The 16,451-nt window shown below is 60.8% G+C and carries 14 protein-coding genes; 10 read left to right on the top strand and 4 right to left on the bottom strand.

Going from position 1 to position 16,451, the window contains the following annotated elements:
• Positions 1 to 16: 16 nt before the first annotated feature.
• Both AC07VF_RS02275 and plzR read right to left on the bottom strand, forming a co-directional pair.
• Complete coding sequence (locus AC07VF_RS02275; protein ID WP_495008693.1) at positions 17 to 2,125, bottom strand: molybdopterin oxidoreductase family protein; 2,109 nt, start codon at positions 2,123 to 2,125, stop codon at positions 17 to 19.
• A 147-nt stretch (positions 2,126 to 2,272) separates the two neighbouring features.
• Positions 2,273 to 2,575 carry a PlzR type 4 pili assembly inhibitor gene (gene plzR / locus AC07VF_RS02280; RefSeq protein WP_192171588.1) on the bottom strand — a complete coding sequence of 101 codons (303 nt, stop codon included), beginning with the start codon at positions 2,573 to 2,575 and terminating at the stop codon, positions 2,273 to 2,275.
• Positions 2,576 to 3,025: 450 nt separating this feature from the next.
• Between plzR and argF the strand changes: the two genes are divergently transcribed.
• A complete protein-coding gene (gene argF / locus AC07VF_RS02285) occupies positions 3,026 to 3,946 on the top strand; it encodes an ornithine carbamoyltransferase (RefSeq protein ID WP_192171589.1) in 921 nt (306 codons plus the stop codon).
• Positions 3,943 to 5,022 carry an ABC transporter ATP-binding protein gene (locus AC07VF_RS02290; protein ID WP_192171590.1) on the top strand — a complete coding sequence of 360 codons (1,080 nt, stop codon included), beginning with the start codon at positions 3,943 to 3,945 and terminating at the stop codon, positions 5,020 to 5,022. The genes argF and AC07VF_RS02290 overlap by 4 nt, the downstream gene beginning before the upstream one ends.
• 42 nt (positions 5,023 to 5,064) lie before the next feature.
• On the opposite strand, the gene AC07VF_RS02295 is transcribed toward AC07VF_RS02290, so the two are convergent.
• Entirely contained in the window at positions 5,065 to 5,853 is a 789-nt protein-coding gene (locus AC07VF_RS02295; RefSeq protein WP_346627491.1) for a PhzF family phenazine biosynthesis protein, read from the bottom strand.
• 108 nt (positions 5,854 to 5,961) lie between these two features.
• Complete coding sequence (ybaK, locus tag AC07VF_RS02300) at positions 5,962 to 6,432, bottom strand: Cys-tRNA(Pro) deacylase (RefSeq protein WP_192171592.1); 471 nt, start codon at positions 6,430 to 6,432, stop codon at positions 5,962 to 5,964.
• Between the two features lie 297 nt (positions 6,433 to 6,729).
• Here ybaK and glpK point away from each other — a divergent pair, with 297 nt between their 5' ends.
• The 8 genes from glpK (at position 6,730) to aauS (ending at position 16,433) form a co-directional block, all read left to right on the top strand.
• The gene (glpK, locus tag AC07VF_RS02305; RefSeq protein WP_192171593.1) at positions 6,730 to 8,235 is read left to right on the top strand and encodes a glycerol kinase GlpK; all 1,506 of its coding nucleotides are present in this window, start codon (positions 6,730 to 6,732) and stop codon (positions 8,233 to 8,235) included.
• Positions 8,236 to 8,330: 95 nt separating this feature from the next.
• Positions 8,331 to 9,086 (top strand): DeoR/GlpR family transcriptional regulator, encoded by a 756-nt coding sequence (locus AC07VF_RS02310; RefSeq protein ID WP_074888955.1) that lies wholly within the window; start codon positions 8,331 to 8,333, stop codon positions 9,084 to 9,086.
• 215 nt (positions 9,087 to 9,301) lie between these two features.
• Positions 9,302 to 10,873, top strand: a complete 1,572-nt coding sequence (glpD, locus tag AC07VF_RS02315) for a glycerol-3-phosphate dehydrogenase (protein ID WP_495008692.1) — start codon at positions 9,302 to 9,304, stop codon at positions 10,871 to 10,873.
• Between the two features lie 398 nt (positions 10,874 to 11,271).
• Entirely contained in the window at positions 11,272 to 12,186 is a 915-nt protein-coding gene (locus AC07VF_RS02320) for a glutamate/aspartate ABC transporter substrate-binding protein (protein ID WP_122622341.1), read from the top strand.
• Between the two features lie 117 nt (positions 12,187 to 12,303).
• Positions 12,304 to 13,050 (top strand): amino acid ABC transporter permease, encoded by a 747-nt coding sequence (locus AC07VF_RS02325; RefSeq protein ID WP_065992535.1) that lies wholly within the window; start codon positions 12,304 to 12,306, stop codon positions 13,048 to 13,050.
• Positions 13,047 to 13,715 (top strand): amino acid ABC transporter permease, encoded by a 669-nt coding sequence (locus AC07VF_RS02330; RefSeq protein WP_172612954.1) that lies wholly within the window; start codon positions 13,047 to 13,049, stop codon positions 13,713 to 13,715. The genes AC07VF_RS02325 and AC07VF_RS02330 overlap by 4 nt, the downstream gene beginning before the upstream one ends.
• Positions 13,712 to 14,446 carry an amino acid ABC transporter ATP-binding protein gene (locus tag AC07VF_RS02335; protein WP_037012313.1) on the top strand — a complete coding sequence of 245 codons (735 nt, stop codon included), beginning with the start codon at positions 13,712 to 13,714 and terminating at the stop codon, positions 14,444 to 14,446. Before AC07VF_RS02330 ends, AC07VF_RS02335 begins: the two co-directional genes overlap by 4 nt.
• 88 nt (positions 14,447 to 14,534) lie before the next feature.
• A complete protein-coding gene (gene aauS / locus AC07VF_RS02340) occupies positions 14,535 to 16,433 on the top strand; it encodes a two-component sensor histidine kinase AauS (protein WP_495008691.1) in 1,899 nt (632 codons plus the stop codon).
• The last annotated feature ends 18 nt before the right edge of the window (positions 16,434 to 16,451 follow it).

Raw genomic sequence — 16,451 nt, forward strand, 5'->3', positions numbered from 1 at the left:
ATCGCCCCGATGACCGTCATGCCGCCGCAACCGTGACTGGCACCCCGTTCAGCACGGCGTTACCGGAAACTCCGTCCAGCGCCCGCTCGTCAGTCAGGTCATTCGCGCTTTCACCTGGCTGTGCCGCCGCGATGTCCATTTTCACGCCCGGACGACCGTGGCCCCAGCCATGGGGCAGGCTGACGACCCCGGGCATCATGTCGGCGCTGCCCATGACCTCGACCTCGATCACGCCGACCCGCGAGCTGACCCTGACTCGCTGTCCGTCCACCAACCCTCGGCTGAGCAAGTCGTCGGGGTGCATCAGCAACTGATGCCGCGGCTTGCCTTTCACCAGACGATGGTAATTGTGCATCCATGAATTATTGCTGCGCACGTGGCGCCGACCGATGAGCATGAGGCCGTCGACGTGCGGAGCCGTCTGCGCTGCGAAGCGAGCAAGATCGGCAAGGATCACCGGCGGCGCGGCCTGCACGCGCTGATTGACCGTTTTGAGGCGCGCAGCGAGGTTGGGCTTGAGCGGGCCAAGGTCCAGGCCGTGGGGATACTGCGCCAGTGTTTCCAGGGACAACTTAAACGGCGAAGCATCACCATACAGCCCGGCGCGCAGACCGCGATCGACCATCTGCGCCGGCGGCATCGTCGGTTTCAGCTCGCGACCGGTTTTCAGTGCGAACGCCTGGGCGAGGCCGACAAAGATTTCCCAGTCGTGCAGCGCGCCTTCGGGCTTGGCCAGGATCGCGCGGTTGAAGCGGGTGACGTTGCGCACGGCGAACATGTTGAACGTGGTGTCGTAGTGGTCGTTTTCCAGCGCGGACGTCGATGGCAGGATGAGGTCTGCGTGCCGCGTGGTTTCGTTGATGTACAAATCGACGCTGACCATGAATTCCAGCCCTTCAAGCGCGGTGTCAAGCTGACGGCCGTTGGGCGTCGACAACACCGGGTTGCCCGCGACCGTAACCAGCGCCTTGATCTGCCCTTCTCCAGGGGTCAGCATTTCCTCGGCCAGTGCAGAAACCGGCAGCTCGCCGCCGTACTCGGGCAGTTGCGAGACGCGGCTCTGCCAGCGATTGAAGCTGCCGCCGGAGGTGGACGCCACCAGATCCAGCGCGGGCTCGGTGCACAGCGCACCGCCTGCACGGTCGAGATTGCCGGTGACCAGATTGATCAGTTGCACGAGCCAGTGGCACAGCGTGCCGAACGCCTGAGTGGAAATACCCATACGCCCATAACACACCGCACTTTCGGCAGCGGCGAAGTCCCGCGCGAGCTGCCTGATCTGCTCGGCAGGCACACCGCATCGAGGGCTCATGGCGTCGGCATTCATCTCGCTGACCGCCGCGCGGACGTCCTCCAGGCCATCAACGGCAAGGTGGCTTTCACGGGTCAGGCCTTCGGCAAACAGGGTGTGCAGCACGCCGAACAGAAACGCCGCGTCGCCGCCGGGACGGATGAACAGGTGCTGATCGGCGATCGCGGCGGTTTCACTGCGTCGCGGATCGACCACGACGACTTTGCCGCCACGGGCCTGAATCGCCTTGAGGCGCTTCTCGACGTCGGGCACGGTCATGATGCTGCCGTTGGACGCCAGCGGATTGCCGCCGAGGATGAGCATGAAATCGGTGTGGTCAATGTCGGCGATGGGCAGCAGCAAACCGTGGCCGTACATCAAGTGACTGGTCAGGTGATGGGGAAGCTGGTCTACAGACGTTGCGGAGTAACGATTGCGGGTTTTCAGCAGCCCTAGAAAATAATTGCTGTGGGTCATCAGCCCATAGTTATGCACGCTGGGGTTGCCCTGATACACCGCCACCGCGTTCTGACCATGGCGCGCCTGAATATCGGCCAGGCGCTCGGCGATCAGATCAAACGCCACCTGCCACTCGATCGGCTGCCAGTCGTTGCCAATGCGCTGCATGGGCTGCCGGAGGCGATCGGGGTCATTCTGGATATCTTGCAGCGCGACGGCTTTGGGGCAGATGTGCCCGCGACTGAAGGTGTCCTGCGCATCGCCCTTGATCGAGGTGATCAGGGTGGTGGCGTCGTCCTGCAGGGTGGTTTCGAGGGTGAGGCCGCAAATCGCCTCGCACAGGTGACAGGCACGGTGGTGGAGAGTCTTGGTCATCGCCAGTCTCGAGTTTTTATAGGGCGATCAAGCCGATCGCGGATACAAAACTATGGGACCTGTCCGGGCGATGCGCCAGAAACGTCAGTGCCGTGAATCGGGCTGCATCAGGCGAGCCGATAGCTCACCCGATGAAGGAAGCGTCACTCAGGAAGCAGCGCCACCGATGGGCGTGACCACCTTGCGCTGCATCTGCACCTCATGAACCGTTTCGATCTGCTCCTGAGACACCTGGATGCCGGTGAGTTCGCCGATCAGCCGCCAGTGCTCGTCGAGTCCGGCGCTGATGGTGGCCATGCGATCGATCATCCGACGCCCCGCAGAACGTGTGACCTCGTCTTCGCTGCGCATCAGTTCGAACGACATCGACGTCATGGACGCCGTGAGGTGCGTAAGGGTTCGAGCCGTAAGCCCGAGCAGTTCCGTCAGTTGTTGCTCTTTTGAATCCATTCCCCACCTCTTTGGAGGACATAAGCGGCCTTTATAACCCACGCCGATGGTTTAGGAAACGTCCGGGTTTCCGCGGCGTGAAGCATGTCGCATAAGGCTGCAAAGTGGTTTGCGACTGTTACGGATCAGGCAGTAATCGCAGTGACGCCAAAGGGTGTCACATGCGAGCGATCTGATCAGGACTAATGCGATGGCGAAAGGCCTGCGCAGAAACATGACTGTAGCACTTCGTTACATGAAAAGCGTCCTGCGAACGCCGCTTTCAGGCTACCGAACGTCCGACGACGATTTTCCGTCACGGCGGGCCTTGGCATCAGGCGACATTTTCTTATACCCTCGCGCCTTCCCTATTCGTCGCCCCGTGCGGCTTTCGCCGCAGGTCTCGCCCGTTTTTCCGAAAAAAACCCGGCTTTGAGGATCTGCGGTCTGTTGCAGACAAGGTAGTTAATGATGAGCGCAAGGCACTTTCTCTCGATGATGGACTACACCCCCGCTGAGCTGGTCGGGGTGATTCGTCGCGGCGTTGAGCTGAAGGACCTGCGAAATCGAGGCGTGCTCTTCGAGCCGTTGAAGGGCCGCATCCTGGCGATGATCTTCGAGAAATCCTCGACGCGGACCCGTGTCTCGTTCGAGGCCGGGATGATCCAGCTGGGCGGCCAGGCCATCTTCCTCTCTCCTCGGGACACCCAACTGGGCCGTGGCGAGCCGATTGCCGATGGCGCCCGGGTCATGTCGCGGATGGTCGATGCCGTGATGATCCGGACCTTTGCCCACAGCAACCTCACCGAATTCGCCGCCCATTCCCGCGTACCGGTCATCAACGGCCTGTCCGATGACCTTCATCCCTGCCAGTTGCTGGCCGACATGCAAACATTCCTCGAGCATCGCGGCTCCATCCAGGGAAAAACGGTCGCGTGGATCGGCGATGGCAACAACATGTGCAACAGCTATATAGAAGCAGCGATTCAGTTCGACTTTCAGTTGCGGGTCGCCTGCCCGGAAGGCTACGAACCCAGCGCGCATTTCCTGGCCCTGGCGGGTGATCGCGTGACCCTGACTCGTGCCCCCCACGAAGCGGTGAAAGGTGCGCATCTGGTCTCCACCGATGTCTGGACGTCGATGGGGCAGGAAGAGGAAGCCGCCAAGCGTCTGGCCCTGTTCAAGCCGTTCCAGGTCACCCGCGAAATGCTCGACCGCGCGGCTGAAGACGTGATTTTCATGCACTGCCTGCCAGCGCACCGTGGCGAAGAGATCAGCGAAGACTTGCTGGATGACCCGCGTTCGGTGGCGTGGGATCAGGCCGAGAACCGGCTGCATGCGCAGAAAGCCCTGCTTGAATTCCTCGTGGCGCCGGCCTTTACTGCCCCATGAGCCAGCCCCTGCTGCTGACCCTGCATAACCTCGCCTGCGGTTATCAGGACCAACGGGTGGTGCAGAACCTCAATCTGCACCTGAATGCCGGCGACATCGGGTGCCTGCTGGGTTCGTCCGGCTGCGGCAAGACCACCACCCTGCGCGCCATCGCCGGTTTCGAGCCGGTACACGAAGGCGAGATCACGCTGGCCGGCGAGGTCATTTCACGGGCCGGTTTTACCCTGGCCCCGGAGAAGCGCCGCATCGGCATGGTGTTTCAGGACTACGCGCTGTTTCCGCACCTCACGGTCGCCGACAACATCGCCTTCGGCATCCGCAACCATCCGCGCCAGAAGCAGGTGGTTCAGGAGATGCTGGAGCTGGTTAACCTGGGCGCACTGGGCGCGCGTCACCCTCACGAACTTTCCGGAGGACAGCAGCAACGTGTGGCGCTGGCCCGCGCACTCGCGCCGGAGCCGCAGTTGTTGCTGCTGGATGAGCCGTTTTCAAACCTGGATGGCGAGTTGCGTCGGCGCCTGAGCCACGAGGTGCGCGACATTCTCAAGGCCCGTGGCACCAGCGCGATCCTGGTGACCCACGATCAGGAAGAGGCTTTTGCCGTGAGCGACCATGTCGGCGTTTTCAAGGACGGTCGGCTGGAACAGTGGGACACGCCCTACAACCTCTATCACGAGCCGGCGACGCCTTATGTCGCCAGTTTCGTCGGACAGGGTTATTTCATTCGCGGGCACTTGATCGATGCCGAGTCGGTGCAGACCGAATTGGGCGTGCTGCGGGGCAATCGTGCCTACGCCGGCGCGCGCGGCACCCCGATGGATGTGTTGCTGCGTCCTGACGACCTCATTCATGCGCCCGACAGCCCGATCAAGGCCCGCGTTGCGAGCCTGACGTTTCAGGGCGCTGCCACTTTGTATCGCCTGCAACTGCCGACCGGCACGCAGCTGGAGGCGTTGTTCCCCAGCCACGTGGATCTGCGCGCCGGGGATCAGGTCGGCTTCGAAGTCTCGGCCGAGCATCTGGTGCTGTTTCCAACCTCGGGCAGCGTACCGGTGCATCGGGACGTCGCGATCTGAAGGCCTGTCATTCTCGATCAGGCACCTTCAGCCCCGCATCCACTATCCAAGTATCAACGCTCCGCTGGCCACCAGCGTCGCGTGCCCGCCAATCTTCACTCGGTCACCCTCCAGCCGGCAGAACAGCTCCCCTCCCCGCGCCGATGCCTGATAACCCGTCAGGCTGAACTTGTTCAGACGCGCCGACCAGTAGGGAATCAGGCTGCAGTGGGTCGAGCCCGTGACCGGGTCCTCATTGATGCCGATGCCCGGCGCGAAGTAGCGCGAGACAAAATCGTAGCGTTCGCCGTCACCCTTGGCAGTCACGATCACACCCGGCCATGGCAACCGCGCGAGGGCGGCAAAGTCGGGTTTGCAGTCGCGAACCGCCTGCTCGGATTCCAGCACCACGAGCAATTCCGCAGCACTCAGCACGTCGACGACGGCGGTGCCGAGAGCCCGCTCGATATCCAACGTCACCCCCTGTTCGGCGGGCGGCATCGACGGAAAGTCCAGGACCAGCCGATGACTTTCACGGCTCACGCTCAGCGGCCCGGATTTACCGGTGAAGTGAATCACTTCGGCCTTCTCGCCGTACTTCTCGAACAGCACGAAGGCGCTGGCGAGGGTCGCATGCCCGCAGAGCGGCACTTCATGGGTCGGGGTGAACCAGCGGATGTGCCAGGCCGGGGCTTCACGGACCAGAAAGGCGGTCTCCGACAAATTGTGCTCGGAAGCAATCTGCTGCATCAATTGATCGGAAAGCCAGGCGTCAAGGCGGTAGACCATTGCCGGGTTGCCTGAGAACGGGCGGTCGGTGAAGGCATCGACCTGATGGAATTCAAGCTGCATGGAAGGCATCCCCGTGTGAAGAAATGCGGCGACCCGGTTCGGGCGCTGCGGATCTGCGGCCAGCATCACCGCATGAAAGGGTCAGGCATTTCTGACGAACCTGGCGAATCATTCCCGGCCAATCCGGGCAAAGGAGGCACCGGTGTGTTGTGCAAGTACGGCGGCGGGCAGCTCGACTTCAAGCCCGCGTCGACCCGCGCTGACAAAAATCGTCGCGAAGGGTTGAGCGGACTCATCGATGAAGGTGCGCAGCCTTTTCTTCTGTCCCAGCGGGCTGATCCCGCCCAGGAGATAACCGGTGGCACGCTGGGCGGCGGCCGGGTCAGCCATTTCTGCTTTTTTTGCGCCTGCGGCATGGGCCAGCGCTTTCAGGTCCAGCGAGCCCACGACGGGGACCACCGCGACCAGCAGCTCGCCTTTTTCGGTGCTGGCCAGCAGGGTCTTGAACACCTGAGCGGGGGCCAGATCCAGTTTTTCTGCCGCTTCCAGGCCATAGGAGGCGGCTTTGGGATCGTGCTCGTAACTGTGCACGCGATGTTCGGCGCGAACCTTTTTCAGTAAATCCAATGCAGGGGTCATGCAGTGCTCCAGACAGCCAGACACTTTCTTGTTTGCTGCCGATACTTTAGGCCATCGGTTATCGAAATGCCTGCGTTTGCGCAGGACTTATCCACTAATATCGGCGACTCGAAACTTTCATCGATAAGGTTCGCTTTCGACCTTTGACAAGGTTCGTTTACGTCTATATTTTTTCGAATACGAATATCCCGCTTGCTTCCTTGACGCCATCCCGGTATTCAGTGCGCAAAGGCACTTGGCACAGGCAACAAAACGGACGGCAGTTTCCGGAATCTCGTTTCATCACAGGCATTCACCATGACCGACACCGAAAATAAGAATTACATCATCGCTCTGGATCAAGGCACCACCAGTTCCCGCGCCATCATTTTTGACCGTGATGCCAACGTGGTGAGCAGCGCACAGAGCGAGTTCGTTCAGCATTATCCCCAGCCTGGTTGGGTCGAGCACGATCCGATGGAAATCTTCGCCACCCAGACTGCGTGCATGACCAAGGTGCTGGCCCAGGCCAACCTGCACCACAACCAGATCGCCGCGATCGGTATCACCAACCAGCGTGAAACCACGGTGGTCTGGGAGAAAGACACCGGCCGGCCGATTTACAACGCCGTGGTCTGGCAATGCCGCCGCAGCACCGAGATCTGCCAGCAGCTCAAGCGCGACGGTCTGGAAGACTACATCCGCGACACCACCGGTCTGGTCATCGACCCGTACTTTTCCGGCAGCAAGCTGAAGTGGATTCTTGATCACGTTGAGGGCAGCCGCGAGCGCGCCCGCCGTGGCGAGCTGCTCTTCGGCACTGTCGATAGCTGGCTGATCTGGAAATTTACCGGCGGCAAGGTGCACGTCACCGATTACACCAACGCCTCGCGCACGATGATGTTCAACATCCATACGCTGGAGTGGGATCAGCGCATGCTCGATGTGCTCGACGTGCCCCGGGAGATGTTGCCGGAGGTCAAGTCGTCGTCCGAAGTCTACGGCCACAGCAAAAGCGGCATCCCCATCGCCGGGATCGCCGGCGATCAGCAATCGGCATTGTTCGGCCAGATGTGCGTCGAGCCGGGTCAGGCGAAGAACACCTACGGCACCGGCTGCTTCCTGCTGATGAACACGGGCAAGAAAGCCGTGAAATCCAATCACGGCCTGTTGACCACCATCGGCTGCGGTCCGCGCGGCGAAGTGGCGTATGCGCTGGAGGGTGCTGTATTCAACGGCGGCTCCACCGTGCAGTGGCTGCGCGACGAGCTGAAGATCGTCAACGACTCCATGGACACCGAATACTTCGCCACCAAAGTGAAGAACAGCAATGGCGTTTATCTGGTGCCTGCGTTCACCGGCCTGGGCGCGCCCTACTGGGACCCGTATGCACGGGGCGCCTTGTTCGGCCTGACCCGTGGCGTCAAGGTCGATCACATCATTCGTGCGGCGCTGGAGTCCATCGCCTACCAGACTCGCGACGTGCTCGACGCCATGCAACAGGACGCTGGCGAGCCGCTCAAGGCTCTTCGCGTTGACGGCGGCGCAGTGGCAAACAACTTCCTCATGCAGTTCCAGGCCGACATTCTCGGCACGCCGGTGGAGCGCCCGAAAATGCGCGAAACCACCGCACTGGGCGCGGCATACCTGGCCGGCCTCGCGATCGGGTTCTGGAGCGGGCTGGACGAGCTGAAGGGCAAGGCGGTCATCGAGCGCAAGTTCGAGCCGCAATGCGATGACGCCGAGAAGGAAAAACTGTACGCCGGCTGGCGCAAGGCGGTGGACCGTACGCGCGACTGGGAACCCCACGAAGAAGCTGAATAAGCGCGATCCTGAACGGAGCGGCGGAGGCATTTTTTCCGGCTGACAGGTAATGGCTGCCTGCGGCATCATGGGCGCCCGTGCCCGAAGGATAAAAAATGAATCTGCCACCCCGTCAACAGCAGATCCTCGAGCTGGTCCGTGAGCGCGGCTACGTCAGCATCGAGGAAATGGCGCAGCTGTTCGTCGTGACCCCACAAACCATTCGCCGCGACATCAATCAGCTCGCGGAAATGAACCTCCTGCGTCGCTACCACGGTGGCGCGGCCTACGACTCCAGCATCGAAAACACTGCCTACGCCATGCGTGCCGACCAGATGCGTGATGAGAAGCAACGCATCGCCGAGGCCATCGCTGCGCAGATACCCGATCATGCGTCGCTGTTCATCAACATCGGCACCACCACCGAATCCATCGCCCGGGCGCTGCTCAACCACAACCACTTGAAGATCATCACCAACAACCTGCACGTGGCGTCGATTCTCAGCGGCAAGGACGACTTCGAAGTGCTGCTGGCAGGCGGCAATGTGCGCCGGGATGGCGGCGTGGTCGGTCAGGCGAGTGTGGATTTCATCACGCAGTTCAAGGTCGATTTCGCCCTTGTGGGCATCAGCGGGATCGACGAGGACGGCAGTCTGCTGGATTTCGATTATCAGGAAGTGCGCGTTTCCCAGGCGATCATCGCCAACGCGCGTCAGGTGATTCTGGCTGCTGACTCCAGCAAGTTCGGCCGTAACGCGATGGTTCGCCTGGGGCCGATCACGCTGATCGACTGCCTGGTGACTGACCAGACGCCTGTGCCCGCACTGGCGCAACTGCTGACGCAGAACAAGATTCGGCTGGAAGTGGTTTAACCCTCGATCCATGGGCGAGCGCGATTCCAGCGCTCGCTTCACTTCCGATGTTCACTTTTGTTCCTTTCCTCGCTCTCCCATCAGTATTTTCAATAAATACTGAGTGGCTGTGTTCGCCTTATTGCGCTACTATTTTCGGAAATGAACATAAATGTTCGAATTCGCCCTCCCCATAGCGCAGCATTCGAACGCGATCGAACACTCAGGAGGCCCCGATGGCCCAGTCCAGTTTGCCGACCCCACCCCTTTCCGAGGTCTACGACGTTGCCGTGATCGGTGGTGGCATCAATGGTGTCGGTATCGCGGCAGACGCATCGGGCCGGGGCCTCTCGGTCTTTCTCTGCGAGAAGGATGACCTCGCCAGCCACACCTCGTCAGCCAGCAGCAAGCTGATCCACGGTGGGCTGCGTTACCTGGAACACTACGAATTCCGTCTGGTTCGCGAAGCGCTGGCCGAACGCGAAGTGCTGCTGGAAAAAGCGCCGCACATCGTCAAGCCAATGCGCTTCGTATTGCCTCACCGCCCGCACCTGCGCCCTGCGTGGATGATCCGCGCCGGGCTGTTCCTGTATGACCACCTTGGCAAACGCGAGAAGCTGGCAGCATCAAAGACCATTCGCTTTGGCGCCAACAGTCCACTGAACAGCTCGATCACCAAGGGCTTCGAGTACTCCGATTGCTGGGTTGACGATGCTCGTCTGGTGGTCCTCAACGCCATGGCCGCCCGTGAAAAAGGCGCGCACATTCATACCCAGACCCGCTGCCTGGGCGCCCGTCGCAGCGGCGGCGTGTGGCACATGAACATGGAACGTGCGGACGGCAGCCTGTTTTCCATTCGCGCCAAAGCGCTGGTCAACGCAGCCGGTCCATGGGTGGCCAAGTTCATTCGTGAAGACCTCAAGCTCGAATCGCAGTACGGCATTCGTTTGATTCAGGGCAGCCACTTGATCGTGCCGAAGCTGTATGAAGGCGAAAACGCGTTCATTCTGCAGAACGAAGATCAGCGAATCGTGTTCGCCATTCCGTACCTGGAACGCTTCACCATTATCGGTACAACTGACCGCGAGTACTCCGGCGATCCGGGGAAAGTAGCGATCACCGAAGGCGAGACCGATTACCTGCTGAAAATCGTCAACGACCACTTCAAGAAGCAACTCAGCCGCGCCGACATTCTGAGCACGTGGTCGGGTGTGCGTCCGCTGTGCAATGACGAGTCTGACAACCCGTCGGCGATCACCCGCGACTACACCTTGTCGCTGTCGGGCAGTGCTCAAGAAGCGCCGATCCTCTCCGTGTTCGGCGGCAAGCTGACCACCTACCGCAAGCTGGCGGAATCGGCGATGCAGCAACTCGCGCCGTTCTTCCCGCAGATGAAGCCAAGCTGGACCGCGAAAGCCAGTCTGCCGGGCGGTGAAAGCATGACCACGCCTCAGGCACTGGCCGCCGAGCTGCAACAGCGTTGCACCTGGCTGCCGGCAGAGATCGCCAAGCGTTGGGCCATTACTTATGGCTCCCGCAGCTGGCGCATTGTGGAGGGCGTTCAGACACTGAGCGATATGGGCGAACACTTGGGCGGCGGTCTGTACAGCCGCGAAGTGGATTACCTGTGCAGCGAGGAATGGGCGACCAAGGCCGATGACATCCTGTGGCGCCGGACCAAGCTTGGTTTGTTCACCAATGCCCAGGAGCACGAGAACGTTCAGCGGTACCTGGACAATGTCGCAAGCAGCACCGGGGCGATTGACCGGCTTGACTGGTCAGTGTCGGCACCAAAGATCCACGCATAATTCGCCAGACCAAATTCCCGGCTAAAGCCGGTCCTACTGAAATGACGCGATTTTGTAGGACCTGCTTCAGCCGGGAAAGCGTCAGAAGTCACACGGCAAAACCATTGGTTACCCACTCTGAAACCCCTGCGATACCATTCGGATTCCCGAACACCCTCCCCCTCCCGATTCGGAATCCCGGACGGCCGAGTTCCTGCTCACACATCCCTTCTGCGTAAATATCCCTAACTTTCATGCGCTTAGCCCCAGTCACCTCTCTGGCATGACTCATGCTCTACACTCTTGCACGATTGCTTCGATGTAGCGTGTCGCCTCACTGGGCCGCCGTTGAAGCGCTCTGAAACGATAGGGCCGTCCAACACCGGCCCAATAAAAAAAACAATGTCGAGGTAAACCAGATGCGCATCGTTCCCCACATCCTGGGCGCAGCCATTGCTGCCGCTTTGATCACCACCCCTGTTTTCGCCGCCGAACTGACGGGCACTCTGAAGAAAATCAAAGAGTCCGGCACCATCACCCTCGGTCACCGCGACTCCTCCATTCCTTTTTCCTACATCGCTGACGCTTCCGGCGTGCCAGTGGGCTACTCCGCTGACATCCAGCTGAAGATCGTCGAAGCGATCAAGAAAGACCTGGACATGCCTGATCTGAAGGTCAAGTACAACCTGGTCACTTCCCAGACCCGTATCCCGCTGGTGCAGAACGGTACCGTCGACGTTGAATGTGGCTCGACCACCAACAACGCCGAGCGCGCCCAGCAAGTCGACTTCTCCGTCGGCATCTTCGAAATCGGCACCCGTCTGCTGAGCAAGGCTGACTCGTCCTACAAAGACTTCGACGACCTCAAAGGCAAGAACGTCGTGACCACGGCCGGCACCACGTCCGAGCGCATCCTCAAGGCGATGAACGCCGACAAGCAGATGGGCATGAACGTCATCTCTGCCAAAGACCACGGCGAGTCGTTCCAGATGCTGGAATCGGGCCGCGCCGTTGCTTTCATGATGGACGACGCCCTGCTTGCCGGCGAAATGGCCAAGGCCAAGAAGCCGACCGACTGGGCCGTCACCGGCACCCCTCAGTCCTACGAAATCTACGGCTGCATGGTTCGCAAGGAAGACCCTGCGTTCAAGAAAGCCGTCGACGACGCCATCGTTGCGACCTACAAATCGGGCGAGATCAACAAGATCTACGACAAGTGGTTCACCCAGCCGATTCCGCCAAAAGGCCTGAACCTGATGTTCCCGATGAGCGAACAGCTCAAAGCGCTGATCGCCAACCCGAACGACAAGCCGGCGCCGGACAAGAAGGCCTGAGTCCTTCGCTCCGCCATTCTGACAACGTGAAAAGCCTGACTTCCGGAGACGCACTGCGTCTTCGGAAGCCGCTACCTGGCGTGTGCGTGCATAACGATCGATAAGGGGGAGACCCTGATGAATTACAACTGGGACTGGGGCGTGTTCTTCAAGTCCACGGGCGTCGGCAGCGAGACCTACCTGGACTGGTACATCACCGGGCTGGGCTGGACCATCGCCATTGCCGTTGCTGCCTGGATCATTGCGTTACTCCTGGGCTCGGTGCTCGGGGTGATGCGTACGGTGCCAAACCGCATCGTTTCTTCCATCGCCGCGATTTACGTGGAAATTTTCCGTAACGTGCCACTGCTGGTGCAGCTGTTCATCTGGTACTTCCTGGTGCCGGATCTGCTGCCTGAGAATCTGCAGGAGTGGTACAAGCAAGACCTCAATCCGACCACCTCGGCGTTCCTGAGTGTTGTCGTGTGCCTGGGGCTGTTCACCGCCGCACGTGTCTGCGAACAGGTACGCACCGGTATTCAGGCGTTGCCGGTGGGGCAGGAATCCGCCGCCCGCGCCATGGGTTTCAAGCTGCCGCAAATCTACTGGAACGTGCTGCTGCCCCAGGCGTACCGGATCATCATTCCGCCGCTTACCTCCGAATTCCTCAACGTGTTCAAGAACTCGTCCGTGGCGTCGCTGATCGGCCTGATGGAATTGCTCGCGCAGACCAAACAGACCGCCGAGTTTTCCGCGAACCTGTTCGAAGCCTTCACCCTGGCGACGCTGATCTACTTCACGTTGAACATGAGCCTGATGCTGCTCATGCGTCTGGTCGAGAAGAAAGTCGCGGTCCCGGGCCTGATCTCCGTGGGAGGTAAATAATGGACTTCTCTGGCGTGATTCCTGCGATTCCGGGCATGTGGAACGGCATGCTCATGACGCTGCAGTTGATGGCCATGGGCATCGTGGGCGGCATCATCATCGGCACGATTCTGGCGCTGATGCGGTTGTCGTCGAACAAGCTGGCGTCACGTGTTGCCGGCGCCTACGTCAACTATTTCCGTTCGATTCCGCTGCTGCTGGTCATCACCTGGTTCTACCTGGCGGTGCCGTTCGTGCTGCGCTGGATCACCGGCGAAGACACGCCGATCGGCGCGTTCACCTCCTGCGTCGTGGCGTTCATGATGTTCGAGGCGGCCTACTTCTGTGAAATCGTGCGGGCCGGCGTTCAGTCGATTTCCCGTGGCCAGATGGGCGCCGCTCAAGCATTGGGCATGACCTACGGCCAGATGATGCGCCTGATCATCCTGCCCCAGGCGTTCCGCAAGATGACCCCGCTGCTGTTGCAGCAGAGCATCATCCTGTTTCAGGACACCTCGCTGGTCTACACGGTCGGTCTGGTCGACTTCCTCAACTCGGCACGCTCCAGCGGCGACATCATCGGGCGCTCCAACGAGTTCCTGATTGTCGCCGGTCTGGTGTACTTCACGATCAGCTTCGCCGCGTCGCGCCTGGTCAAGTTCATGCAAAAAAGGTTAGCCGTATGATTTCCATCAAAAATATCAACAAGTGGTATGGGGACTTCCAGGTGCTGACCGATTGCAGCACTGAGGTCAAAAAAGGCGAAGTGATTGTGGTCTGCGGTCCGTCGGGCTCGGGCAAGTCCACGCTGATCAAGTGCGTCAACGCGCTGGAGCCGTTTCAGAAAGGCGACATCGTGGTCGATGGCACGTCGATCGCTGACCCGAAGACCAATCTGCCGAAACTGCGCTCGCGTGTCGGCATGGTGTTCCAGCATTTCGAGCTGTTTCCGCACCTGACCATCACCGAAAACCTGACCATCGCGCAGATCAAGGTGCTGGGCCGCAGCAAGGAAGAAGCCACGAAAAAAGGCCTGCAACTGCTCGAACGTGTCGGTCTGTCGGCCCACGCCCACAAGCATCCGGGGCAACTGTCGGGCGGTCAGCAACAGCGTGTGGCGATTGCCCGCGCGCTGGCGATGGACCCGGTGGTGATGCTGTTCGACGAACCGACCTCCGCGCTCGACCCGGAAATGGTCAACGAAGTGCTCGACGTAATGGTGCAACTGGCCCACGAAGGCATGACCATGATGTGCGTGACCCACGAAATGGGCTTCGCCCGCAAAGTGGCGGATCGGGTGATCTTCATGGACAAGGGTCAGATCGTCGAAGACTGCGAGAAGGAAGAGTTCTTCGGCGACGTCAACGCGCGTTCCGAGCGGGCTCAGCAGTTCCTCAACAAAATCCTGCAGCACTAAAAGCATTAGCCCTTCGAGGGCGTAAAAACCACCGGCCGCTCGTTCATGAATGATGAAACGAGCGGCTGGTCGGTCCAGGACGACTGTGATGAAATGCGACCCCCCTCTCTACCGCGCCGCGCCGCCATCACTCGCCGTGAAACCCCGACTGATCCGCCATCTGTTCGTGCCGCCGCTGATCATCCTGCTGATGATTGCGCTGGGTTACGTCACGTATCTGTACAGCGAGAAGAACGCCATCAAGGCGTTGGGTGAAAACGGTCAGCGTCAGCTGGAGCTGCACGCGCGCACCGTCGAGAGCGAGATCAACAAGTACAACTACCTGCCCAGCGTGCTGGAGCTGGAATCCAATGTTTCCGACCTGCTCAACAATCCGTCTGCGGAGTTGCGCGCCAAGGTCAACGATTACCTCGAAGGCCTGAACCGGCGCAGCCGCAGTCGGGCCATCTATGTGCTGGACACCACCGGCCGGGTGCTGGCGACCAGCAACTGGCGCGATGCCGACAGTTACCTCGGTGAAGACCTGTCCTTCCGTGCCTATTATCAGGACGCGATTCGCGGTCTGCCGGGCCGCTTCTACGGCATTGGCAGCACCACCGGCGAACCGGGTTATTACCTGGCCCACGGGCTGGAAGAGAAAGGCAAGATCATCGGCGTCGCGGTGATCAAGGTCCGGCTCGAAGCCCTGGAAGAACGCTGGCAGCGCGCGCGCCTGGAAGCGTTTGTCAGCGACGAGAACGGCATCATCATTCTCTCCAGCGACCCGGCCCGACGGCTGAAATCAGTCCGCCCGCTGACCGCCGAGATCAAAGAGCGGCTGGCGCGCAGCCTGCAGTATTACTGGTGGCCGCTCAACGAGCTGGTGCCGCTGGAACGTGAATCGATTGCCGACGGGGTCGAGAAGCTGACGTTTCCTGCGAACACCAGCGTCGATCACGAGCACACGGTGGTGAGTTATCTGGCGCAGACCCGCGAACTGGCTGACACGCCCTGGCACCTGACCCTGCTGACGCCGCTGGAAGACTTGCGCCGGGAAGCCGCCAATCAGGGAATGCTGGTCGCCGTCGCCTGCGCGCTGGTGGCGTTTCTGCTGATTGCCTGGAACGAGCGCCGCAAGGTGATTTCCACCCGCCTCGCCGCCCGTGAAGCGCTGGAACAGGCGAACAACGAGCTGGAACGGCGCATCACCGACCGCACCGCCGACCTTCGCGCGAGCAACGAACGCCTGAAGGGCCAGATTCGTGAACGTCGCCAGGCCGAGGAAACCCTGCGCCAGGCCCAGGATGAATTGATCCAGGCCGGCAAACTCGCCGCCATCGGCCAGATGTCCACCAGCATCGCCCATGAACTGAATCAGCCACTGGCCGCGCTGCGCACGTTGTCGGGCAACACCGTTCGGTTTCTCGAACGGGGCGCGCTGGACACGGCGAGTGCCAACCTGCGCACCATCAACGATCTGGTGGATCGCATGGGCCGCATCACGGCCAGCCTGCGTGCCTTCGCCCGGCGAGGAGAAGACAAGGGCCAGGCGTCCCTGAGCAAGGCGGTCGAGGCTGCACTGCAGTTGCTGGCGGCGCGCCTGGACAATGCGTCATTGGAGCTGCATCAGCAGATCGATGATGTCGAACTGGCGATTGATCAGACCCGGCTTGAGCAGATTCTGGTCAACCTGATCGGCAACGCACTGGACGCCATGCAGGCGCAGCCGCTGCCGGTTCTGTGGCTGGAAGGTGACGTGTTCGAGGGCCGCTATCGGCTGCGGGTGCGGGACAACGGCCACGGCATCGACGCCGAAGCGCGCAAGCATTTGTTCGAACCCTTCTTTACCACCAAGCCCGGCGAACAGGGACTGGGGTTGGGCCTGACGCTGTCCGCCAGCCTCGCCGCTGCGGCAGGCGGCACGCTCAACGCTGAAGACCCGGCCGAGGGCGGCACGATGTTCGTGCTGGTGTTGCCTCTGGTCGATCCCGGGGCGGCGGGTGTATGAGAGATCAACGCATTGTTG

It is taken from the genome of Pseudomonas sp. GW821-FHT02H06, from assembly GCF_059421525.1.

Excerpts from the sequence above, each read along its gene's own strand:
- AC07VF_RS02275 (WP_495008693.1), bottom strand. The coding sequence starts at position 2,125 with ATGACCAAGACTCTCCACCACCGTGCCTGTCACCTGTGCGAGGCGATT.
- plzR (WP_192171588.1), bottom strand. The coding sequence starts at position 2,575 with ATGGATTCAAAAGAGCAACAACTGACGGAACTGCTCGGGCTTACGGCT.
- argF (WP_192171589.1), top strand. The coding sequence starts at position 3,026 with ATGAGCGCAAGGCACTTTCTCTCGATGATGGACTACACCCCCGCTGAG.
- AC07VF_RS02290 (WP_192171590.1), top strand. The coding sequence starts at position 3,943 with ATGAGCCAGCCCCTGCTGCTGACCCTGCATAACCTCGCCTGCGGTTAT.
- AC07VF_RS02295 (WP_346627491.1), bottom strand. The coding sequence starts at position 5,853 with ATGCAGCTTGAATTCCATCAGGTCGATGCCTTCACCGACCGCCCGTTC.
- ybaK (WP_192171592.1), bottom strand. The coding sequence starts at position 6,432 with ATGACCCCTGCATTGGATTTACTGAAAAAGGTTCGCGCCGAACATCGC.
- glpK (WP_192171593.1), top strand. The coding sequence starts at position 6,730 with ATGACCGACACCGAAAATAAGAATTACATCATCGCTCTGGATCAAGGC.
- AC07VF_RS02310 (WP_074888955.1), top strand. The coding sequence starts at position 8,331 with ATGAATCTGCCACCCCGTCAACAGCAGATCCTCGAGCTGGTCCGTGAG.
- glpD (WP_495008692.1), top strand. The coding sequence starts at position 9,302 with ATGGCCCAGTCCAGTTTGCCGACCCCACCCCTTTCCGAGGTCTACGAC.
- AC07VF_RS02320 (WP_122622341.1), top strand. The coding sequence starts at position 11,272 with ATGCGCATCGTTCCCCACATCCTGGGCGCAGCCATTGCTGCCGCTTTG.
- AC07VF_RS02325 (WP_065992535.1), top strand. The coding sequence starts at position 12,304 with ATGAATTACAACTGGGACTGGGGCGTGTTCTTCAAGTCCACGGGCGTC.
- AC07VF_RS02335 (WP_037012313.1), top strand. The coding sequence starts at position 13,712 with ATGATTTCCATCAAAAATATCAACAAGTGGTATGGGGACTTCCAGGTG.
- aauS (WP_495008691.1), top strand. The coding sequence starts at position 14,535 with ATGAAATGCGACCCCCCTCTCTACCGCGCCGCGCCGCCATCACTCGCC.